Consider the following 19,866-nt stretch of genomic DNA (forward strand, 5'->3'; position numbering starts at 1 on the left):
AATTAAAGTTTTTAATAATTACCGCGTCATTCCTGTTAGTAAACTGATTTCCAACCTTCTACAGTTCGTTTACCGATTTGGCTATCAACAGCTTCCCCACTTTCTGATAAAAGTCTAATAGTGACATTTTTCGCTGGTGAATTTTTCAAAGCATTTGCTAACTCATCACTAACTTTAAATGTCCCGTTGTTTCCTGCTAATCGAAAAACCTGTTCACCAATTTTGATATACAGGTTATCAATCTTGAGGGTGTTATGAGAAATTAAACATTCAGGTGCAGCTAGCAAAGTATGATAGTATGAACGATAAGCACAATTGCGAGAGCTATAAGCTAAAAGCACGCGAATAGAATTGCGACTCCACAGGCTAATTACTTCTACTCTGGCATTATTATTAACAAAATTACTCCAGAAATAATTGCGGTCAAAAATACCCAAATAATTACCTTCAAAAGGGTCTTCAATTTTCACCAGCTTTGACCAAGGTACATCCATATTTGCACCCAAAGCTGCTGATTTAACTACTGGTATTTCTCCAGATGTTTTAGCTAATCTATCCCTTGACTGTGCAATCACTGGTTGGGAATGAATAATGCCTATTGTCGCTAAATTCAGAGATACTAGACCTAATCCTAATATTGCCAGTCTAGTCAAACTCCAAATTCTGTGATTGTTATCCTTGGAGTGCATTAACATAACTGAATCTAAAACTTAGCTATAAAAATTATCCGCAAATGAATCATGAGTATTTATCCTTTATGCTACTCAACTTAATTAGCAGATAGGTATATTACAAATATAGCTACAATTTTTATCCATGCCGATGCGATCGCAGAGTCTCAACTAAACTTTACTTAGTTAATAAAGTAGATAATTTTGCTATATAAAAAATCTCAGTTTATTCGTGAATAAATTCTTAAACCTGTATTTTATGCTTTAAAAGCTGATATTCATCCTGAAAACCAAATTTATCTAAAAATTTCGTCTCAACGCCTAACGTCAAAACCTCGCAAACCCTCCGGTTCTTCGTACTCCACCACTACATTTTGTACCACAGCCGCCGGCGGGCCGTTATGACACCAGCGCACCATATCTTCTACTACTTCACGCGCACCTTCAAAAACTGCTTCCACGCGATTATCAGGGAGGTTGCGCACCCAGCCAGTTAATCCCAACTGACTAGCTGTGTCTACTGTAGCGTAGCGATAACCAACCCCCTGGACTCGTCCAGAAATCCAAACATGGGCGCGAATTAGCTTTGGTATTGGTGTAGAATTCGGCATTGACTGGTATATGGTTGACGATTTCCAGTTTAGCGGGTTTTGCGACAGGGATTAAATCATCCCTAGATTTAGCTATTTGGTTGAGTAATAGTGATAAATTGTTGGTCACTGAAATTGCGATCGCTCTTGAGGATGCTTGTCCACAATCGAGACTGGAGACTGTCAACCAGCAAAGACATCCCAAAGTTGCAATTACCAATTACCCAACCTGTCAATTTCAACTTTTCACGTACTTATGTCTAATTTGCCACCACTCACTACAGAAACTATTTGGGCAATTCTCAACGAAACCATTGATGATGCAACAGTCAACCAATTGTTATGGTATCACTTAGGTTATCGCTACAACTCATCAACACAAGAATGGGACAATAGCCAAGTCGCACCAGAATGGCGAGACGAATACCCACAACCACCAGATTTTATTGATAGTCGTCCTGCAATAGTCAAATTAACTCGTTCCATTCCCAAAGAAAACAAACAAATACTCAAAGAAAAATTGGGTTTCAAAGGGTATAAAATTGGTGAATTCGGCCCAAGACAAACTCGCAGAGCAACTGCTGCCAATTGGTTATATAGTTACATGAATCCACCCAGCAGCAACCTCGAACCAGTTTAAGAATAATCCAGTCTATTATTTAGGGTGCGCTCTTACACACCCTAAAATCTCAATATGATACCGTTTCTTTTAGTGATGTTTCATGGTCGCTTTTCACCCAATGGCTAGAATACTTTGGGAAAATATATGGTCGAGTTGTTGTACCTGTTGACCCAAAATTTACCAGCCAAAATTGTTCATCATGTGGTGAAACTGTGAAGAAATCTCTATCTGTTCGCACTCATGTCTGTAAGTGTGGGTGTGTTTTAGACCGGGATTTGAATGCCAGCATTAACATTTTGAACAAGGCACTGAAACAAACTAACTTAGACATAAGTACGGTGGGGCGCACCGAAACTTTTAACGCTTGTGGAGAGATGACCCTCTACCCAGACTTGGCAACAAATCTAGGCAAGGTTGCTCACTGAAGCAAGAATCCCCGTATGAAGCGTAGCGGAACGCGGGGAGCGTCAATTAAGTCACACTAGTAGGTTGAGTTGAACGAAGTGAAACCCAACATTTCCGGTGGCTTGTTGGGTTTCGTTCCTCAAGCACACAACACTTTGTTAATTCACAAAGTACACATATAGAAAGGCTAAATTATTTTAGCGAAATAATTATCTGTACCTCACCAATTGATAATTTGCTGTTAATTAAAACATAATATATAAGAAATTTAAAACTTATACCCCTAGATAGAGGAACTCATCAGTTAATTATCTCCACAGGTCTATTGGCGAATTTCATCTGTGAATAAGAGAATAACCTTAACAAGATTTGCTACTCCAAATAATTATATGTCGAAGCCAATTGAATTTAATTTATTTGCTCCCTACAACAAAGGTGCAGTATTAATTGGGTCTTTTTCTGATTGGCAAGAAATACCCATGCAAAAAGGAGATGATGGTTATTTCCGCACAACCGTAGATTTAGAAGACGGTGCTTATCAATATAAATTCCGCGTCCAAACAAACTCATGGTTTTTTGAGGCAGAACAATGGGTAGATGTCACAGATCCTTATGCAACTGACATTGATGAATTAAGCGGTAAAGATAATGGTGTAGTTCGCATCAAAGATGGGGAAAGAATAGTTGATACCTATGTTTGGCACCATGATGATAAACATTTACCTGCAGATCATGAATTAGTAATTTATGAATTGCATGTTGCAGATTTTTCTGGTGGAGAAGACGATCCTTATGCACGCGGAAAGTATAAACATGTTATTGAAAAATTAGATTATTTGTGTGAATTAGGAATTAACGCCATCGAATTAATGCCAGTTAAAGAATATCCAGGAGATTATAGCTGGGGATACAATCCGCGTCACTTTTTTGCCACAGAATCTAGTTATGGTTCTACAGCAGAATTAAAAAATCTCATTGATGAATGTCATGCTAGAGGCATTCGCATCATCATGGATGGTATTTATAATCATTCAGAAGCTAGCGCACCCTTAACCCAAATCGATCACGATTATTGGTATCACCATGCACCTCGCGATCCTGATAATAGCTGGGGGCCTGAGTTTAACTACGAACATTATGACGAAAATTTAGAAACCTATCCCGCCAGAAAATTTATTGGCGATACTATTCGTTTTTGGATTGAAGAATATCATGTAGATGGTATTCGTTATGATGCAGCACGCCAAATTGCTAACTATGATTTTATGCACTGGATTGTGCAAGAAGCAAAGAACACTGCTGGTGCAAAACCTTTTTATAATATTGCTGAACACATTCCCGAAACTACCAGTATTACCAATGTAGACGGCCCTATGGATGGTTGCTGGCATGATAGTTTCCGTCATACAGTTACAGTACATATTTGTGGCGACACTTTTGATTTAGAAAGCCTTAAAGACGTAATTGATGCTAAACGTCAAGGCTTTATGGGTGCTACCAATGTGGTTAATTATCTCACCAACCACGACCACGATCGCCTCATGGCAGAATTAGGTAAGCGGGAAATTTTCGATGAAGAAGCTTTTAGACGAGCTAAATTAGGAGCAGCAATTCTCTTTACCGCAGTTGGTGTACCTTTGGTTTGGATGGCTGAAGAATTTGGTGAATACAAACCAAAACAACAAGAATCAGCGAAAATTGATTGGACAATACTAGCTAATGACCTCAATTCTAGCTTACTTGCATACTATAAAGGCTTAATTCACTTGCGTAAAAATAGCCATGCACTTTACACCGAGAATATAGACTTTATTCATGAAAATGCCGAAGCAAAAGTACTTGCTTATAGCCGTTGGAATGATGAAGGTTCTCGCGTTGTCGTAGTAGCCAATTTTTCCGAAAACTTCCTAGCTGGATATCATGTACCTAACTTTCCTTGTGGTGGTACATGGCACGAGTGGACAGCAGATTATGATGTAGAAGCTGGGGATGATGGCATCATCACTGATATCGGGCCTTATGAAGCTAAAGTATTTGTGTTGCAGTAATTAATTACACTTGTACTTACGAATAGTTTAGGCAGTAAAAAAAGGGGGAAATATTGCCCCCTTTTAATTTAGAAGAATTTTGCAAGTAATAAAAACTCTTTTCTTGGTCTAATAAAATACAACTTTCTGTAGAACGTTACAAACTATATATAAATATATAAAATTTAGTTTTCTCACAATTCTCTGATTTCTTTAAATTTGGCGTTCGTTTGGGCCTAGAAACTGTGTATAATTTTTAAGCCTCAGTATAGTAGCATAAATCACATGATCTGCTCCATGCGCCACACATTGTTTGATGCCAACATTGAGAATTCTCGCGTTTTATTAACTCCGAACGAAGTAAAATCAAAATTACCTTTAACTAAATCAGCTGAAGATACAGTTCTAAAATACAGGGAAGAACTAGAACAAATTCTTGATTTTCAAGACAGAAGAAAATTTATCGTTGTCGGCCCTTGCTCAATCCACGATCCAAAAGCCGCATTAGAATATTCACATAAACTCAAGGCTTTAGCAGAGCAAGTTAAAGATAAATTATTGTTAGTGATGCGGGTGTATTTTGAAAAACCGAGAACTACAGTAGGTTGGAAAGGATTAATCAACGATCCGGAAATGGATGATTCCTTCCATGTAGAAAATGGTTTATTAATTGCGCGGGAATTACTTTTACAAATTGCCGAATTAGGATTACCTACCGCAACAGAAGCACTTGACCCAATTGTACCTCAATATATTAGCGAACTAGTTGCTTGGTCAGCAATTGGCGCACGCACAACCGAATCACAAACCCACCGAGAAATGGCAAGCGGACTTTCCATGCCTGTGGGTTTTAAAAATGGTACAGATGGTAATATTCAAGTAGCCTTAAATGCCTTACAATCTGCGAGAACTCCCCACAATTTTCTCGGTATTAATCAAGACGGACAGGTTAGTGTATTTCAAACTAAAGGAAATCCCTACGGTCATGTAATTTTACGGGGTGGTTATCAACCTAACTTTGATGCAGATAGTGTCAAAATAGTAGAAGAAAAATTGAAAGAGGCGAAATTACCACCCAGAATTGTCATTGACTGTAGTCATGGTAATACCAATAAGGATTACCGATTGCAATCTGCGGTGTTAGAAAACGTCATTCAACAAGTAGTTGATGGCAATACTTCGATTGTGGGTATGATGCTGGAATCGAACTTGTATGAAGGTAATCAACCAGTAAATTGTAAAAAAGAAGAATTAAAATATGGCGTTTCGGTGACCGATAAATGTATTAGTTGGGAGGAAACCGAAAGAATTATTTTGGCTGCATACGAAAAGCTGAAGTAGAGAGATTAGGGACTAGAGGCTAGCAATTTGTAGTGGACTGACACGACTAAAATGATGCAAAAAAATTGTAGGTTGGGTTGAGGAACGAAACCCAACATTTATCCGGGTGTTGGGTTACCCTGCGGTAAGGCTGCGCCTACGCAAAGCCTCAACCCAACCTACACCTAATGCAACTAGGGGCTAGCAATTTATAAGGTGCGTTATGGTGTTTTACCTAACGCACCTTATGAATTATTTGGTAATTCTTTTAATTACGAATTAAGAATTACAGCTATTTTCAGGTAAATAGACCACGCTGTAGGGGCACGGCACCGACAATCTTTTGGTACATACAATAATTTATGATGCCGTGCCCCTACGATAGATGTGGTTCAAATAGGTGAAAACTGCTGTAATAATTACGAATTATTTTAAATTTTAGTTTTTTTCCGCCCACAATACTTTACTAACAGCACAAATAATCCCATGCCAACCAGATACTTAAAAGCATCTGGTACCCTGGGATTGGGAGATAAAAAACCTTCGATTGTGCCAGCAATAACTAACATCGGCACAATTCCATATACTAACTGCACCGCCTGGTAACCATAAAATTTGATTGCATCGCGACGACGATATTTACCAGGAAATAAAATCGCTTTTGCTAAGAGAAAACCAGCAGCGCCAGCAAAAAATATCGCCGGTAATTCTAAAGAACCATGTGGAAACACAAACGCCCAAAAGGGATAGGCGAGATGATTTTGCCCAACTAAAGTACCAATAGCACCAATTAATAAACCATTAAATAACATTAAATATGCTGTATATGCTCCGGCTGTCATTCCACCAGCAACAGCACCGAAGGAAACTGATAAATTATTCACCATAATACTGCTGGATGCCCAAGGTTCAATACCCACAATCGAACCCATCCACAATTGGCGATCGTCGCGCACTTTAGAAATTAAATGTTCAGGTACAATTAATGACATAAAGCTGGGATCTTGCCAAGCGTACCACCAAGCAACTAAAGCCGCCAACAAAAATAAGGATGTAGCAAATGCTATGTATGCAAATGTTTGCTGTACTACGGCTGGTAATCCCCATTTGTAGAATTCCAGTACAGCTTGCCATTCTTGTCTGCGCGAACCTTGATAAATCTGCGTATAGGCGCGAGTTGTTAAAGATTGTAAACTATGTATCAATGTGTTTCCGACTTTCTGAGTCCGGGCACGGGCGAGATCTGCCGCTACTGACCGATATAAACTTGCTAATTCGCGAATTTCACCAGATTGTAGTGATTTTAGCCCTTTTTTTTCTATTTGCCGTAAAAGTTTGTCCAAACGCTGCCAATTTATTTCTCGTCGTGCAATCCAACGTTGAATATTCATAAATTTTAGAAGGATTCGCTTGCCTGTACTTTAAGATAGCGTCAATTCATTTCCGTACTAGCAAGGATAATTTAACATCATGTCTGGTGATTTTGGTTCTCCCAGCCCTATGCAACCCCTCAGTGTGGGAAATGTCGTGAGTGCAGGAATACGATTATATCGTTCTCACCTCAAGGAATACTATTTACTAGCCCTGAAGGCTTATCTTTGGATATTAGTTCCAGTTTATGGCTGGGCAAAGTTTTATGCTTTGATAGCCCTGATTTCTCGCTTGGCTTTTGGGGATTTAGTCGATCAACCCGAAAGCATTAGCGCTGGGGAACGTTTTGTCAATTCCCGAATATGGCAGTTTTTAATGACAATGCTGCTAATGTCGATTGTCGGGATGGGAGTTGTATTTGGGATTGTATTTGTATTTGTGTTAGTTGGTGCTTTAGCGGCTGTAGTAGTGGGCGGTATAGGTCAACAAACTAGTCCGGCTGCTGGTTTACTTGTGGCTTTAATGGCTTTTGTTTTAGGTTTAGCAGCATTTGTAGCAATTTTATGGCTGTTGACACGTTTTTATTTAGTAGATGTACCCCTTGCTGTTGAAGATAACGTTGATGCGACTTCTACGATTGGGCGGAGTTGGGAATTAACTCAAGGTCATGTTTGGCGGATTTTACTGATTGGATTTGTAGCTTTTTTGATTACAATACCTATTCAAGTGTTGGTGCAAATCCTCACTACGATTATTCAGTTAATCTTTATGCCTTTGCTGCAACAGGGTTCTAGTTTGGCGGCTTTGCTAATGGTATTACTGATAGTGGCTTTAAGTTTTGCTGGTGGGGCGGTGGTTGTACCATTTTGGCAAACTATCAAAGCTGTGATTTATTATGACTTGCGGAGTCGGCGTGAAGGGTTAGGCTTAAGGTTACGCGATCGCGATATTTAAATATTAATCATTAGTCATTGGTCATTTGTTATTCTGGCATCTGCCTTTTCGTCAAATTTTAACTTGCTTATGCACCTTTTTAATCGTGTTAAATTCCGCACTCCCGAAAGTGTAGAACTAGAATTTACCCTGGCGGGAATTGGTAATCGCGCTTGGGCTTTGATAATTGACTATCATATTTTGGCTTTTATTTTACTACTGTTATACATAATTTTCGCGATAATTTTAGTCCAATTATCAGATTTTTGGGTCACAGCTTTAGGTTCTAATTTAGGTTTGTGGATGATAGCGATATTTTTCGTCACCACTTTTGCTATTTATACAGGTTATTTCGTATTTTTTGAAACTTTATGGCAAGGACAAACCCTTGGTAAACGCTGGGCGAAAATTCGTGTAATCCGAGATGATGGTAGACCAATTGGATTACCACAAGCCGCTTTACGAGGCTTACTGCGTCCCCTAGATGAATTTTTATTTATCGGTGCTTTTTTAATTATGTTGGGAAGGAATGAAAAGCGTTTAGGAGATTTCGCAGCAGGTACAATTGTCATTCAAGACCAAATACCCACTGGTGCAGCTACTTTAACTATTTCTGAGCAGGCAAAGTTAGTCCATGAAGAATTGAAACAAATTGCTGATTTTTCAGCATTATTACCAGATGATTTTGCGGTAATTCGAGAATATTTACAAAGACGTAATGGCATGTCAGCTAGAGCCAAATCTTCTCTGTCTTTGAAGTTGTCTCAACAAGTTCAAGCTATTATTAATTTAGAGCAAATACCTTTAGGTGTCGCACCTGATGTATTTTTAGAAGCGATTTATTTAGCTTATAAACAAACAGAATATTAAATATAAAACCTAGATTCAATAAAATGTTTGATGCTCAATCATATAGAAGCATAAGTAATGCCAAGAGATTTTGTAGATAATTATGCCCAATCAATAGTCAAAAGTACAGAAGGTAATGACTAATGACTAATGACTATTGACCATTGACTAATGACTATTGACTAATTACTAAACTCGGCCAATCTGGCTGACGATTATAGCTTGTCATATCGTCAAATTTTCTCAATTCTACACGATCTATGAAAAAATCTGGTGAATTTAACGGCCATTGTTGATTTAATTCAGATAGCTTTGTACTAAAATCTGTACGGTCTAATTCAGGTGTAATTTCGCCAAAATAACCTAATGTAATATGGGCAGTGAAGTGATAATGTTGTTCAATGCCCAAAGCCATTAACTGAGAAGTTTGATAAACCATGCGGCGAAATTTAATCACCTGTTCGTAACAAGTTTCATCCTGTGGTACTAGACATACGCCTATTGCTCTTGGCATGACCATTAGTCCTAGTACTTGCCAATATATTGGTTGACTATCGGCGCTAAGAGATTTTTTATAGTCCTCAAATATATTAGCGATACAAGAACTTAATTCTTGTTCAAATTGTGGATTTTCCTCCAAAGCATGACGGTAGGCACTATCCCAAATTAAGTCTGCTAAAGTCAAATGAAAGCTAGTAGAAGGTACAGGTACAATCAAATTACTGTCAGCAGACAATTGTAATAATTGTTGCTGATAACTTTGCAACTGGGCATAGAAAGCAGAGTTTTCCGTTGCTTCTACTGCAGGTGGGGTAATTAGTGTGTAGCCAGGAAATGGTACGGCTTTTCTCGATCCAGTAGCATCTGGCTGGAATTTAGAAGATTCCTGGATACGCTGAACTTGGGATCTGTAGGCTTCTGGTAGCGTCATTCTGGCTACCCGATTTAGGTAAGTTTGATAATTGTCGTCCAATCTCGTTGGCCTCGCGCGTTCACTTGATAGATTTTAGCTGAATAGGCAGTAAACGCTGCAATCTAACTGTAATGTAATACCTTCGCTCAATTAAGATGAAGGCGATTGTGGTTTTGCTGAGTTGGATTTGATGATAATCCACCAGGAAGGTACTGCCCCTTCTGTATCTGTGTTATCAGCACAGCGCCTCACTTTTCGGCTTCTGGTGGAAGGCGGAAGATGGAGGAATCGAACCCCTAGGTGTTACCCTACCCCGGTTTTCAAGACCGGTTGCCGACCATTTAGCGGCATCTTCCATTTAGGGGTGTCTGAGGAGACTTGAACTCCCTAATTACTAGCTTCACAGGCTAGCGTCTCGGCCACTTTGACTTCAGACACCATCAGTGGAATCAAGGGGATTTGAACCCCTAACCTTCCGCTTGCAAGGCGGATGCTCTAGCCAGTTGAGCTATGACCCCATTAGGCAGGAGTGAAGGGACTCGAACCCCTACAAATCGATTTAGAAGATCGATGCCCATCCATTAGGCGACACTCCCATAAATTGGTAGCCTTGACAGGATTTGAACCTGCGACTTCCTCGTTGTAAAAGAGGCGCTCTCCCACTGAGCTACAGGACTACGAGAGCGGACGACGAGATTTGAACTCGTATCTGAAGCTTGGCATACTTCGGTGTTGCCCTTACACCACATCCGCGTTATTGGAGCGATCGCCGAGAATCGAACTCGTACCGTGAGTTTGGAAGACTCTGATGCTGCCTTTACAGTGCGATCGCATTCTGGAGCTGGTGACAGGAGTTGAACCTGCAACCCATCGCTTACAAGGCGATTGCTCTGCCACATTGAGCTACACCAGCATTTGTGGATCTGAAAGTAGAAATTGTAGTCGCTCTTTTGGGCGACTACCCACTCTATCTCAGCCATACCCCTGACTGGATTTGAACCAGCAACTTCCAAATTTTAAGTTTGGCACCTCTTCCAATTGGGTTACAGGGGCATAATTTGGTGGGTCGCCCAGGGGTTGAACCTGGATAAGTCTACTTAAAAGGTAGCTGCATATCCGCTCTGCCAACGACCCAATTTGGTACTCCCGACAGGATTTGAACCTGCAACAAGAAACTCAGCGCTCAACTGAGTGCGTCTACCTATTCCGCCACGGGAGCTTGAATTGAACGTTTTTTAGCCCAGTAACCCCTACAAGGTTTTTCAATCCCGTAAGTTTTACACCACTTTTCTATCGCTTTATCACTGACACCGAACTCTTTAGCTATTTGAGAAGTTGGTTTGATCCAAATCAATTCTTGGAGTTCCTCTTTAGAGGGTCTGACTACTCGCCGGGATGCTAACCTGTAGCATTTTCGAGAACAGTAAGTATCGCAATCTGGACAATCTAGCAATTTGCCACAGTACGAGCAAGTTCCGTGTCCAAATTGGCAACTGTAACTGCCATCGCCATTGTTTACTAAATGCCTAAGTGCAAGTGGTATTTTGTGCCAGCGATCGCAACTTTCTGCGCTATCAAATACCAGGACGCTGATGAAACGATTGTTAGCTTCGCTCTCATCAAGGGATGGTATCTCCTCTTTCGACTTCAACTTTTGCTTCAAAATTTTGTGAGCCTTTCCCGCATGGTTATCTGTCAAAGCGTGACAGTTAGGACACAATAGCTGAAGATTTTCTAATCTATTATCATGGCGATCGCCATTGATATGATGAAGTTCTAAAGGAACGCAGCCACTCAGCCATTTAGTGGCATGACAAGATTCACATTCTGCAAGTTTGATGCCATCTCTGATCAGCTTGAGCTTCAAGTTATGTGGATTAATACAAGACCCTTTGTAAAGATAATCACTTGCAGGCTTTTTTTGACCAGTTTTATGTGCGCGTCCACCTTGATTACCTTTGTATACAATATTCATTTGAGCGAGATACGACTCTAAGGTTATAGGTCTACAACGCAGTTGGCTGCAAATAAACGCCTTAGAACGGTGTTCGCTAATCCACTGCCTAATTTGGGCTTCTTTGTTTAAAATGTCATCTCTTTTCATTCCTCCAGTTTATAATACACGCTAAAAAATTTAATCTAATGTCTGTCACTAAGCGAAAGCAGTACAAACAAAGATTCAGTACCCCTGACAGGAGTCGAACCTGCAAAACACTCGGTCTAAACGAGCGACGGTTTCCAATTACGTCACAGGGGCAAATGGTCGGGATGGCAGGATTTGAACCTGCAACCTTCAGCTCCCAAAGCTGCCGCGCTACCAAGTTGCGCCACATCCCGTTGGTACTCCTGACGGGAGTCGAACCCGTACAAAATAGACTGTTTTTGAGACAGCCGCCTCTTCCAATTGGGCTACAGGAGCATAATTTGGCTGCCCTACCAGGGTTTGAACCTGGAATCTCCTCGTTCAAAGCGAGGGATGTTGCCAGTTACACCACAGGGCAATAATTGGTTGCCGAGGTTGGGGTCGAACCAACATCTCTGTGATTCAGATTCACAGCGACTTTCCAAATCGTCCACTCGGCAATGAATGGCTGCCCCAGTAGGACTTGAACCTACAACCTCGCGGTTAACAGCCGCTTGCTCTGCCATTGAGCTATGGGGCAATGTGCCAGTCCCCCAGATCCGGATTGAACGGATGACCTCCTGTTCTTCAAACAGGCGCTACTACCAACTGAGCTACCAGGGGATAAGGCGAGAACGGAGGGACTTGAACCCCCAACCTTCAGGTTCGTAATCTGAGATGCAATCCAGTTACACCACGTTCTCATAAGGCGGAGAGAGAGGGAGTTGAACCCACAGTGGACTTACATCCACGACTGTTTAGCAAACAGCTTGCCCTGCCGATAGCAATCTCTCCATGATGGGTCGGGCTGGAATTGAACCAGCAACGCAAACGCGGCGGTTTTACAGACCGTTGCCCACACCAATAGGCGAGCCGACCCATATATGTTTGAGTAATTACTTGAGATTTCTGGGTGAAATAAAGGAATGGAGAGACCAGTTTGACTGCTCTCTGCCATCCCAACTCAAGTCAGCAGTGCCGACGGGAATTGAACCCGCAATTTCCTGCTTGTAGGCGTTAGCCTTCCCGAAGGGTAAGACAGGTGGCTTTACCAATTTGCCTACGGCACCATTATTGAAATTTCTACAACATGCAAGTTTGAGAAGCTGTTTTAACAGCCTCCAAGTTTGGTTTGGCGGAGGCTGTAGGAGTCGAACCTACTTCGGTTTTATAGACCGATTAACCAGTTTGTAAGCTTCTTATGTTGGGGCACGCAGTAGAACGCAGAGACTAGGATTTGAACCTAGACTAAAGGTTTTGGAGACCCTGGTGCTGCCGTTACACCATCCCTGCATTGGTCGCAGTGGCGAGAGTTGAACTCGCATATCCAAGGGCTAGAGCCGAGTACCTTGCCGTTAGGTTACACTGCAACGTTTGGAGTCCAGGGCGAGAATTGAACTCGCACCGTCGGTTTTGCAGACCAATACCCTACCATTAGGCGACCTGGACATTTTTGGAAGCCTCGACGGGAGTTGCACCCGCTTCTCTCTGACTGAGAATCAGAGCGACTTTTCTATTTGTCCACAAGGCTACAAGGCGGGGATGATGGGATTTGAACCCACGGTCTTTCGCTCGACAGGCGACTGCTTTAAACCGGACTAAGCTACACCCCCACGTTGGGTGGCAATTATTTAGTTTTCATGGTTCAGAGGTGTGAGCGCTGTGCCTTTTGCTGAGGCTCTTTTGCTTCACTACATATATACTACATACATGTTACAAAACTGTCAAGGGTATACTACAAATTTTTTTTGAGAAATGAGAGGGCGATGTTATGTAATGGCTGTATTGCCCTCTCTGACTGGGTTTAAGGGAGTGAATTACTCATTCTCAGTTAGGCGTTGTGCGTTCCAGAACTGTTCGGCAAATGCAACTGCTGGGTGAATTGGCGCTTTAGGTTTGGTTTTGAGTACCATTCCTGCTTCATGGGGAAGGCGATCGCTTTTTGTCGAGTTACAACGTTCACAAGCTGTAACAACGTTGTCCCAGGTATGCTGTCCACCTTTGGAACGAGGTATTACATGGTCGAGGGTGAGACGCTTGGTACTACCGCAATATTGACAGCTATGGCTATCACGCTTGAGGACTTCACGGCGATTGACAGGTGGTACTTTCCAATGACGTTCGGGGTTACCTACTGTCAAACGAATGTGTTCGGGAACTTGTAGTACGATGCTAGGCGATCGCACTTCCCAAAGCGTTGAACTACCAAACTCTAAGGATTCAGCCTGTCCGCTAACTAGCAAGACAATAGCGCGTTTGATATTAATCCTTGCCAATGGTAGGTAGTTCTTAGAGAACACGACTACCGAGTTTTGTAATACGTTTGCTTTCTGAGTCTGTGGTTGAGGTTCCATAGGTGAATTCACTCCGAAAAAAATAACCCCCGTTTCTTTGCATCAGAAGCGGGGGTTAAGTAGTTAACACTTTTTTCCTTATCTGCGGTACAAGAATGCACTTGCACCTCCCGCTATCTATCAGCCGGTCTGGATTTAGCCAGGCGGCTAGCACTTCAATAATCCCGTCCATTGCAGATGTACTGCTGGAACATTGATATGTACCCTCAAAACCAAATAGGGCGTTGTTTTTGCCCAAACCCTTGCGGGGTCGGTCATGTCTTGCTCTATCTATATTTGAGGCAAAATTGTGGATCATCGAATTTCTGTAGTATTTGTAATGAAGGAATAACTTATTTTCATATTACATTTGTAGTATGAAATTGTCTACCGTACAATTTTGAAGAATTAGCGTGGCGCTTGCACATCGAAGCCAGCACCTTTAAGTTAATGCGATCGGTCAGTTCTCTAGAGCGATTGAGCATAACTATATGAAGAAGGGTAAAGGGAAAGGAAGAAATATTTACCCCATAATATATAGATTAACGCAAAGCATGATTGCTGTAATCTTGCTCTAAACTCTGAAAAACCCCATACTCAAGATGTATATCTAGCTAAAATTCAAACATCCGCCATTTTAGCCTTGCTTTTAGGCTACTGTGGTTGAAACTTCATAATGAGTAACCAAAATTACATTCGGAAAATTTTACTATTATCTGCAAATCCTAGAGGAAGCAGTCCGTTGCGTTTGGGTGAAGAGATGCGCGAAATTAAGGAGGGGTTGAAAAGGTCAAAAAATCGTGACCAATATTCTATTGATACAGTAGAAACTGTCCGCTACAGGGATATACACAGAGCTATTTTGGAATACGAACCGCAAATCATTCACTTTTCCGGACATGGGGTGGGTGAAGAAGGCTTAGTATTTGAAGATGAATCTGGTCAAATTAAGTTAGTTGATGCGGAAGCTTTAGCTGGGCTATTTCAATTATTTGCTAATCAAGTAGAATGTGTAGTTCTCAATGCTTGTTACTCTAAATACCAAGCTCAGGAAATAGCAAAACATATTAATTATGTTGTAGGGATGAGTCAAGCAATTGGCGATCGCGCAGCTATTGAATTTGCAGTAGGTTTTTATGATGCACTTGGTGCAGATAAAGATTATGAGTTTGCTTATAAATTAGGTTGTAGTTCGATGCTTGTAGCTGGGATAGATGAAAATCTGACGCCTCAATTAATTATGAAATCAGATATATTATTATCCAATTCTTCAGCAGAAGCGACGACAATATATGTAGAAAGACCGCCAATTGAGGCGAAATCTTATGCAGCAATTTTACAACCTGGGGCGCTAATTCGCATTAGGTCGCCGCAGAGAATGGGTAAAACATTACTGTTGGAGAAAGTGCTAAATTCTGCCAGAGAGCAGGGTTATCAAACAGCAAAATTAGATTTAAAACTTGCTGATAGTGATATTTTGGCTGACACCAAAACATTTTTACAATGGTTATGTGTTAATGTTTCCGATAGCCTAGATATAGAACCACAATTAGATAAATACTGGCAAGATGTTTTTGGGGTAAATAAAAATTGTACTCGATATTTACAAAAATATTTATTAGGGGTTAATGATAGCCCTTTAGTTTTAGCTATAGATAATTTTGAGCGACTGTTTGCATATCCAGAGATTTTTCCTCAATTCTGCTTATTATTGCGGGGATGGTATGAAGCAGCGAAACAAGGAGATAAAATTGGTAATCTCTGGAAGAAGTTGCGATTAGTGGTAGTTCATTCCACAGAATCTTATCCTACTTTAGATACTAATCATTCACCATTTAATGTAGGAATTGCCATTGAGTTACCGGAATTTAACCTGCAACAAGTAGAATCTCTTACCCAGCAGTATGAATTAGCAGATAAATTGGGACAACAAGATTTGAGTAAGTTGATGGAGTTAATAGGAGGACATCCCGATTTAATTCAGCAAGCAGTTAGTTATCTGAAAAATCCCCAAGCTAGTATGGAAGAACTTTTGCAACTTGCGCCAACAGAACAGGGAATTTTTAGCGCTCATTTGCGACAGCAATTGTGGCATTTACAACATAATTCTCTGCTTGAGGTAGGGTATAAAAAGGTGGTAATGGCGAATGCGCCTATAAGGTTAGATACTGAGGTTGCATTCAAGTTACATAGTTTAGGGTTGGTTAAACTTTCAGGTAATGATTGCGTTCCCAGTTGTGAATTATATCGTCAGTATTTTTCAGTGCGCTTGGGGTAATAGGGTGAGTTATAGTAATAAATATTTTCTGTGAAGCTGCACATTAACGCCCTCAGGCTGGAAGCCTGGGGCTAAACAAACAAAGCCTGCCTGCGCAGGCTAAATTATATGTATCTTCTGATTGAATTGGTCTTAGGACTAAAATCCATAACGCACCCTACTAAGGGACTTACAAAAAATAAATTACCCATATTCCGTAGTGCGAGCAGCGTTCGACTGAGCGCTCACGCCGAAGTCTTGCTCGCTTTTGAACAACCGCGAGCAAGATGCTCGCACTACAAATTGATTGGGTATTTAAAAAATTGGATGTCCCTAAGACAAATGACAAATGACAAATGACAAATGACAAATGACAAATGACAAATGACAAATGACAAATGACCAATATATATTCTCTGGAAGTTTACCGGAAAATTCTAGCACCTACGTCACACGCCAAGCTGACGGTGATTTGTATGCGGGATTAAAAGCGGGAAAGTTTTGTTATGTTTTGAACTCCCGACAAAGCGGAAAGTCTAGCTTGCGCGTGCGTACCATGCAAAGACTTAGAGAAGAAGGTGTACAATGTGCAGCAATTGACCTTTCGGCTGGGGGTGTTCAAAATGTACCGCCGGAACAATGGTATGCGGATTTAATTGATAATTTAATTGAAAATTTTGATTTAGATGTAGATTTTGGTGATTGGTGGGAAGCTAATCAATTAAATTCGCTGGTAACGAGATTTCGCAAGTTTTTAGAAGAGATATTACTGGTTGAAGTTAAAGAAAATATTGTTATTTTTATTGATGAAATTGATAGCGTACTTAGCCTGAACTTTCCTACAGATGATTTTTTTGCAATGATTCGCGCCTGTTATAACAAGCGGGTTGATAATCCTGAATATAATCGCCTGACTTTTTGTTTGTTGGGAGTCGCATCACCTAGCAATTTGATTAAGGATAAACAACGGACTCCGTTTAATATTGGTCAAGCTATCTCGTTGACTGGTTTTCAATTGCATGAAGTTGAGCCGTTAGCTAAGGGGATGTCAGGGAGATTTTCTCATCCTCAAGCAGTCATGAAGGAAATTTTATATTGGACAGGAGGACAACCATTTCTGACGCAAAAATTGTGTCAATTGATGATGGAAGAATCTTTGCAAAATAATTCTCGAACTGTTGAGCAGGTAGTAAAATCGCGGATTATTGAAAATTGGGAATCGCAAGATGAGCCTGAGCATTTACGCACAATTCAAGCGAGGATTTTGCGTGATGAACAACGGGCGGGATATTTATTAGAACTGTATCAGCAAATGAGATTGAGGGATGAAAAATCCGAGATTAAAGCCGATGATACTTTAGAGCAAAGTGAATTACAGCTTTCTGGTTTGGTTTTTAGGCAGCAAAATAATTTAAGAGTTTATAATCGCATATACCAAGAAGTTTTTAATCGAGATTGGATAGATAATCAATTAAAAAATCTGCGCCCATATTCCGAGAATTTTCGCTTTTGGGTAGCTTCTGAGGGAAAGGATACATCACGATTATTGAGAGGAAAGGCTTTAGAAGAAGCGGAAGTATGGGCGAGGGATAAGAGTTTAAGTTATCAAGATAGGCAGTTTTTAGCAGCGAGTAAAGAGCAAGAAATTCAGGAAGAAATTGCGGCTAAGGAAAAAGAAGCTGCTTTAGAGAGAGAAAGAAAAGATAAGGAAGCAGCCGAGTCAAGAAATAAACTACTAAGTGAAGCTAATAGGAAATCTCAAAAGCAAATTCGTAACGGGGCTGCTATTTTATTTGTGGCTGTATTTATTGCTGTAATTTTAGGAGTATTTGCAGCAAGAGAAGCAAATAAAGCATTACAAGCACAAAAAAGGTTTGAAGAGGCTAACACAAAAGCTCAACAAGCTAATACAAAAACTCAAGAAGCAGAACAAAAAGTTATAGCCTTACAGCAGCAGGCTCAACAAGTGCAAAAAATTGCTGATGCTGCTAAACAAGAAGCACAAAAAGCGACAGAAAAAGCTAAAGAAGAACAAAAAAAAGCTGACGATGCTAATCAAAAAGCGACAGCAGCAAGAGAAGAAGCTAAAAATGCACAAATAAAGGCTGATGAAGCTAACAAACAAGCTAAAGTTGAACAACAAAATGCTGAAGAAGCACAAAAAAATGCTGCTGAAGCTAACCAACAAGCTACAAAAGCCAAAGAACAAGCTAAAGTTGAACAACAAAATGCTGAAGAAGCACAAAAAAATGCTGATGACGCTAAACGACAAGCGCAAGTAGCCAAAAAAGAAGCAGAAAATTTACAAGCTAAACTGGCTTTAGCAAAGAAAGATGTTGAAAATGTGCAAAAACTGTCTGAATTAGCTGGAGAGTTACGCAATGCAAATCTTACATCTGAATCAGATGAAGCCTTAAGATTAGCAGGTTTATCATTCAACGTTAAAGACTATAAACTCAAGCAAGCTCTACTACTTGCTTCTAGTTCACAAGCATATCAGCATTTAAAAAATTGGGATGAAGCAGAAAAAGAAATTAAAGAAAGCAATAATTTTTTAGCACAAGCAGATAAAAGTATTAATTCTAGCGAAGGGTTACAAATTCAAGTTTTGGCTAATAAAGTTAAAGGTAATTTACTCGCAGAGAAAAAAGAAATAAACCAAGCTATAGAATCTTATGAATCTGCATTTGAAATTATTAATAATTACCCAGAAAGAATAAGTCCATTTACAAAAAACAATCAATTGCTTGCAGCAGAAGATGTTGCAGCTGTTCATCGCAATTTACTTAAACTACTCTCAACCAACACTTCAGCATCAGAATTGAGAGAACGAGTAGAAAAATCTCTTACCCAACATTTATATGCGCAACTTGAATATTTTTTGAAACCTCCAAATCAAAATTGGGGCGCAGCTGATTATCAAACATACTTACTAATGCTCAATATTGCTAAAAAAGAAGAACAAAGCGCTTTACATATTCACGATATTAATAATTTTTCTTGTCCAGATCTGAAAAAAATAGACCAGCTTTGGATCACTAATTCAGGGAACCGTTTTGGTTTTAGTGTGCAAAAGGAAATATGGATTAAGACTGGGAATAGGCTGGGTATAAAACCACAAGAGTGGAATAAGAAAGATGAAGAAAATTATTTTCGGATTTCCAAAGCAGTTGGATGGTATGTTGATAAAAAAACTAGGGAAGAAGAAACGGGCAGTAGAGGAGGCTACTGGGTGAGCTACGACGAACATCTGAGGCGTATAAAAAATGACCCATATTATGGTAGGGGAAGCCTACCGTGGATTGTGTCGCGTAGCATTGTTGTATCGGAAACCGATGCGTCGCGCGTAAGCTGGATACCAAATCAGGAATCCATGCTCTTCTATCGCATTGCTACTTGTAAAGTTTAACATTTAAGGCTTTGAGAAGTTTGTGAATATTTGTTTCCGCCTCA

At 40.3% G+C, this 19,866-nt stretch carries 14 protein-coding genes, 26 tRNA genes and 1 pseudogene; 8 read left to right on the plus strand and 33 right to left on the minus strand.

The annotated features are described in order from the left end of the window. Positions 1 to 35 precede the first annotated feature (35 nt). The 3 genes from AACW45_RS20040 to AACW45_RS20050 all read right to left on the minus strand — a co-directional run bounded on the left by AACW45_RS20040 (position 36) and on the right by AACW45_RS20050 (position 1,503). Positions 36 to 653, minus strand: coding sequence for a hypothetical protein (locus AACW45_RS20040; RefSeq protein WP_242045722.1), 618 nt, complete (start codon positions 651 to 653; stop codon positions 36 to 38). 332 nt (positions 654 to 985) lie between these two features. Beyond that, positions 986 to 1,282: an acylphosphatase gene (locus AACW45_RS20045; RefSeq protein ID WP_190634178.1), complete on the minus strand. Its 297-nt coding sequence runs from the start codon at positions 1,280 to 1,282 to the stop codon at positions 986 to 988. Positions 1,283 to 1,350: 68 nt separating this feature from the next. Further along, the gene (locus AACW45_RS20050) at positions 1,351 to 1,503 is read right to left on the minus strand and encodes a hypothetical protein (protein ID WP_206758482.1); all 153 of its coding nucleotides are present in this window, start codon (positions 1,501 to 1,503) and stop codon (positions 1,351 to 1,353) included. Between the two features lie 14 nt (positions 1,504 to 1,517). On the opposite strand from AACW45_RS20050, the gene AACW45_RS20055 reads away from it, so the two are divergent. The 4 genes and pseudogenes from AACW45_RS20055 (at position 1,518) to AACW45_RS20070 (ending at position 5,656) form a co-directional block, all read left to right on the plus strand. Continuing rightward, positions 1,518 to 1,901, plus strand: coding sequence for a DUF1823 family protein (locus AACW45_RS20055; protein WP_190634183.1), 384 nt, complete (start codon positions 1,518 to 1,520; stop codon positions 1,899 to 1,901). Between the two features lie 95 nt (positions 1,902 to 1,996). Next, positions 1,997 to 2,308, plus strand: a pseudogene (locus AACW45_RS38440) (zinc ribbon domain-containing protein); the annotation flags it as partial. Positions 2,309 to 2,677: 369 nt separating this feature from the next. Continuing rightward, positions 2,678 to 4,336: an alpha-amylase family glycosyl hydrolase gene (locus AACW45_RS20065; RefSeq protein ID WP_190634185.1), complete on the plus strand. Its 1,659-nt coding sequence runs from the start codon at positions 2,678 to 2,680 to the stop codon at positions 4,334 to 4,336. A gap of 276 nt (positions 4,337 to 4,612) precedes the next feature. Further along, complete coding sequence (locus tag AACW45_RS20070; protein WP_190634187.1) at positions 4,613 to 5,656, plus strand: 3-deoxy-7-phosphoheptulonate synthase; 1,044 nt, start codon at positions 4,613 to 4,615, stop codon at positions 5,654 to 5,656. Between the two features lie 410 nt (positions 5,657 to 6,066). Here AACW45_RS20070 and AACW45_RS20075 read toward each other — a convergent pair whose 3' ends face one another. Beyond that, positions 6,067 to 7,026, minus strand: coding sequence for a stage II sporulation protein M (locus AACW45_RS20075; RefSeq protein WP_190634189.1), 960 nt, complete (start codon positions 7,024 to 7,026; stop codon positions 6,067 to 6,069). A 79-nt stretch (positions 7,027 to 7,105) separates the two neighbouring features. Between AACW45_RS20075 and AACW45_RS20080 the strand changes: the two genes are divergently transcribed. Together AACW45_RS20080 and AACW45_RS20085 are read left to right on the plus strand one after the other, a co-directional pair. Further along, positions 7,106 to 7,960, plus strand: a complete 855-nt coding sequence (locus tag AACW45_RS20080; protein WP_190634191.1) for a DUF975 domain-containing protein — start codon at positions 7,106 to 7,108, stop codon at positions 7,958 to 7,960. A gap of 69 nt (positions 7,961 to 8,029) precedes the next feature. Continuing rightward, complete coding sequence (locus tag AACW45_RS20085; protein WP_190634193.1) at positions 8,030 to 8,809, plus strand: RDD family protein; 780 nt, start codon at positions 8,030 to 8,032, stop codon at positions 8,807 to 8,809. Between the two features lie 154 nt (positions 8,810 to 8,963). Here the strand turns inward: AACW45_RS20085 and AACW45_RS20090 are convergent, their stop codons facing one another. The 29 genes from AACW45_RS20090 to AACW45_RS20230 form a co-directional block, all read right to left on the minus strand. Beyond that, positions 8,964 to 9,761: a DUF1868 domain-containing protein gene (locus tag AACW45_RS20090; RefSeq protein WP_190634195.1), complete on the minus strand. Its 798-nt coding sequence runs from the start codon at positions 9,759 to 9,761 to the stop codon at positions 8,964 to 8,966. Between the two features lie 213 nt (positions 9,762 to 9,974). After that, positions 9,975 to 10,057 (minus strand) — tRNA-Ser (locus tag AACW45_RS20095). A 7-nt stretch (positions 10,058 to 10,064) separates the two neighbouring features. Next, a tRNA-His gene (locus AACW45_RS20100) sits at positions 10,065 to 10,139 on the minus strand. Positions 10,140 to 10,145: 6 nt separating this feature from the next. Then, a tRNA-Ala gene (locus AACW45_RS20105) sits at positions 10,146 to 10,219 on the minus strand. 6 nt (positions 10,220 to 10,225) lie between these two features. After that, a tRNA-Arg gene (locus AACW45_RS20110) sits at positions 10,226 to 10,297 on the minus strand. A gap of 6 nt (positions 10,298 to 10,303) precedes the next feature. After that, positions 10,304 to 10,378, minus strand: a tRNA-Val gene (locus AACW45_RS20115). A 5-nt stretch (positions 10,379 to 10,383) separates the two neighbouring features. Continuing rightward, positions 10,384 to 10,454 (minus strand) — tRNA-Gly (locus AACW45_RS20120). Positions 10,455 to 10,459: 5 nt separating this feature from the next. Further along, positions 10,460 to 10,533: transfer RNA gene (locus tag AACW45_RS20125), tRNA-Gly, on the minus strand. Between the two features lie 4 nt (positions 10,534 to 10,537). Beyond that, positions 10,538 to 10,614: transfer RNA gene (locus AACW45_RS20130), tRNA-Thr, on the minus strand. Positions 10,615 to 10,680: 66 nt separating this feature from the next. Then, positions 10,681 to 10,754 (minus strand) — tRNA-Leu (locus tag AACW45_RS20135). 6 nt (positions 10,755 to 10,760) lie between these two features. Continuing rightward, positions 10,761 to 10,835, minus strand: a tRNA-Lys gene (locus tag AACW45_RS20140). A gap of 4 nt (positions 10,836 to 10,839) precedes the next feature. Continuing rightward, positions 10,840 to 10,920, minus strand: a tRNA-Leu gene (locus tag AACW45_RS20145). Then, on the minus strand, positions 10,903 to 11,805 hold the full coding sequence (locus tag AACW45_RS20150; protein ID WP_199331183.1) for an HNH endonuclease: 903 nt from the start codon (positions 11,803 to 11,805) through the stop codon (positions 10,903 to 10,905). Before AACW45_RS20150 ends, AACW45_RS20145 begins: the two co-directional genes overlap by 18 nt. A gap of 79 nt (positions 11,806 to 11,884) precedes the next feature. Then, positions 11,885 to 11,958: transfer RNA gene (locus AACW45_RS20155), tRNA-Leu, on the minus strand. Between the two features lie 3 nt (positions 11,959 to 11,961). Then, positions 11,962 to 12,038: transfer RNA gene (locus AACW45_RS20160), tRNA-Pro, on the minus strand. A 1-nt stretch (position 12,039) separates the two neighbouring features. Continuing rightward, a tRNA-Leu gene (locus AACW45_RS20165) sits at positions 12,040 to 12,120 on the minus strand. A 6-nt stretch (positions 12,121 to 12,126) separates the two neighbouring features. Then, positions 12,127 to 12,202: transfer RNA gene (locus AACW45_RS20170), tRNA-Gln, on the minus strand. Positions 12,203 to 12,207: 5 nt separating this feature from the next. Further along, positions 12,208 to 12,284: transfer RNA gene (locus AACW45_RS20175), tRNA-Gln, on the minus strand. A gap of 5 nt (positions 12,285 to 12,289) precedes the next feature. Then, positions 12,290 to 12,364, minus strand: a tRNA-Asn gene (locus AACW45_RS20180). Positions 12,365 to 12,373: 9 nt separating this feature from the next. Beyond that, positions 12,374 to 12,447 (minus strand) — tRNA-Phe (locus AACW45_RS20185). 6 nt (positions 12,448 to 12,453) lie between these two features. Further along, positions 12,454 to 12,527, minus strand: a tRNA-Arg gene (locus AACW45_RS20190). A 6-nt stretch (positions 12,528 to 12,533) separates the two neighbouring features. After that, positions 12,534 to 12,618 (minus strand) — tRNA-Ser (locus AACW45_RS20195). A 4-nt stretch (positions 12,619 to 12,622) separates the two neighbouring features. Then, a tRNA-Tyr gene (locus AACW45_RS20200) sits at positions 12,623 to 12,703 on the minus strand. Positions 12,704 to 12,796: 93 nt separating this feature from the next. Then, a tRNA-OTHER gene (locus AACW45_RS20205) sits at positions 12,797 to 12,893 on the minus strand. A 152-nt stretch (positions 12,894 to 13,045) separates the two neighbouring features. Further along, positions 13,046 to 13,116: transfer RNA gene (locus AACW45_RS20210), tRNA-Trp, on the minus strand. A gap of 82 nt (positions 13,117 to 13,198) precedes the next feature. Continuing rightward, positions 13,199 to 13,272, minus strand: a tRNA-Cys gene (locus AACW45_RS20215). 5 nt (positions 13,273 to 13,277) lie between these two features. Continuing rightward, positions 13,278 to 13,354, minus strand: a tRNA-Glu gene (locus AACW45_RS20220). A 6-nt stretch (positions 13,355 to 13,360) separates the two neighbouring features. Then, positions 13,361 to 13,436: transfer RNA gene (locus AACW45_RS20225), tRNA-Asp, on the minus strand. Positions 13,437 to 13,640: 204 nt separating this feature from the next. Further along, complete coding sequence (locus AACW45_RS20230; RefSeq protein ID WP_096647294.1) at positions 13,641 to 14,177, minus strand: HNH endonuclease; 537 nt, start codon at positions 14,175 to 14,177, stop codon at positions 13,641 to 13,643. A 655-nt stretch (positions 14,178 to 14,832) separates the two neighbouring features. Between AACW45_RS20230 and AACW45_RS20235 the strand changes: the two genes are divergently transcribed. Together AACW45_RS20235 and AACW45_RS20240 are read left to right on the plus strand one after the other, a co-directional pair. Continuing rightward, positions 14,833 to 16,434 (plus strand): AAA-like domain-containing protein, encoded by a 1,602-nt coding sequence (locus AACW45_RS20235; RefSeq protein WP_190634197.1) that lies wholly within the window; start codon positions 14,833 to 14,835, stop codon positions 16,432 to 16,434. Positions 16,435 to 16,804: 370 nt separating this feature from the next. Continuing rightward, positions 16,805 to 19,822, plus strand: coding sequence for an AAA-like domain-containing protein (locus AACW45_RS20240; RefSeq protein ID WP_190634199.1), 3,018 nt, complete (start codon positions 16,805 to 16,807; stop codon positions 19,820 to 19,822). Positions 19,823 to 19,866 lie beyond the last annotated feature (44 nt).

The organism is Calothrix sp. FACHB-168 (assembly GCF_963889195.1).
Taxonomy (GTDB): domain Bacteria; phylum Cyanobacteriota; class Cyanobacteriia; order Cyanobacteriales; family Nostocaceae; genus Aulosira; species Aulosira anomala_A.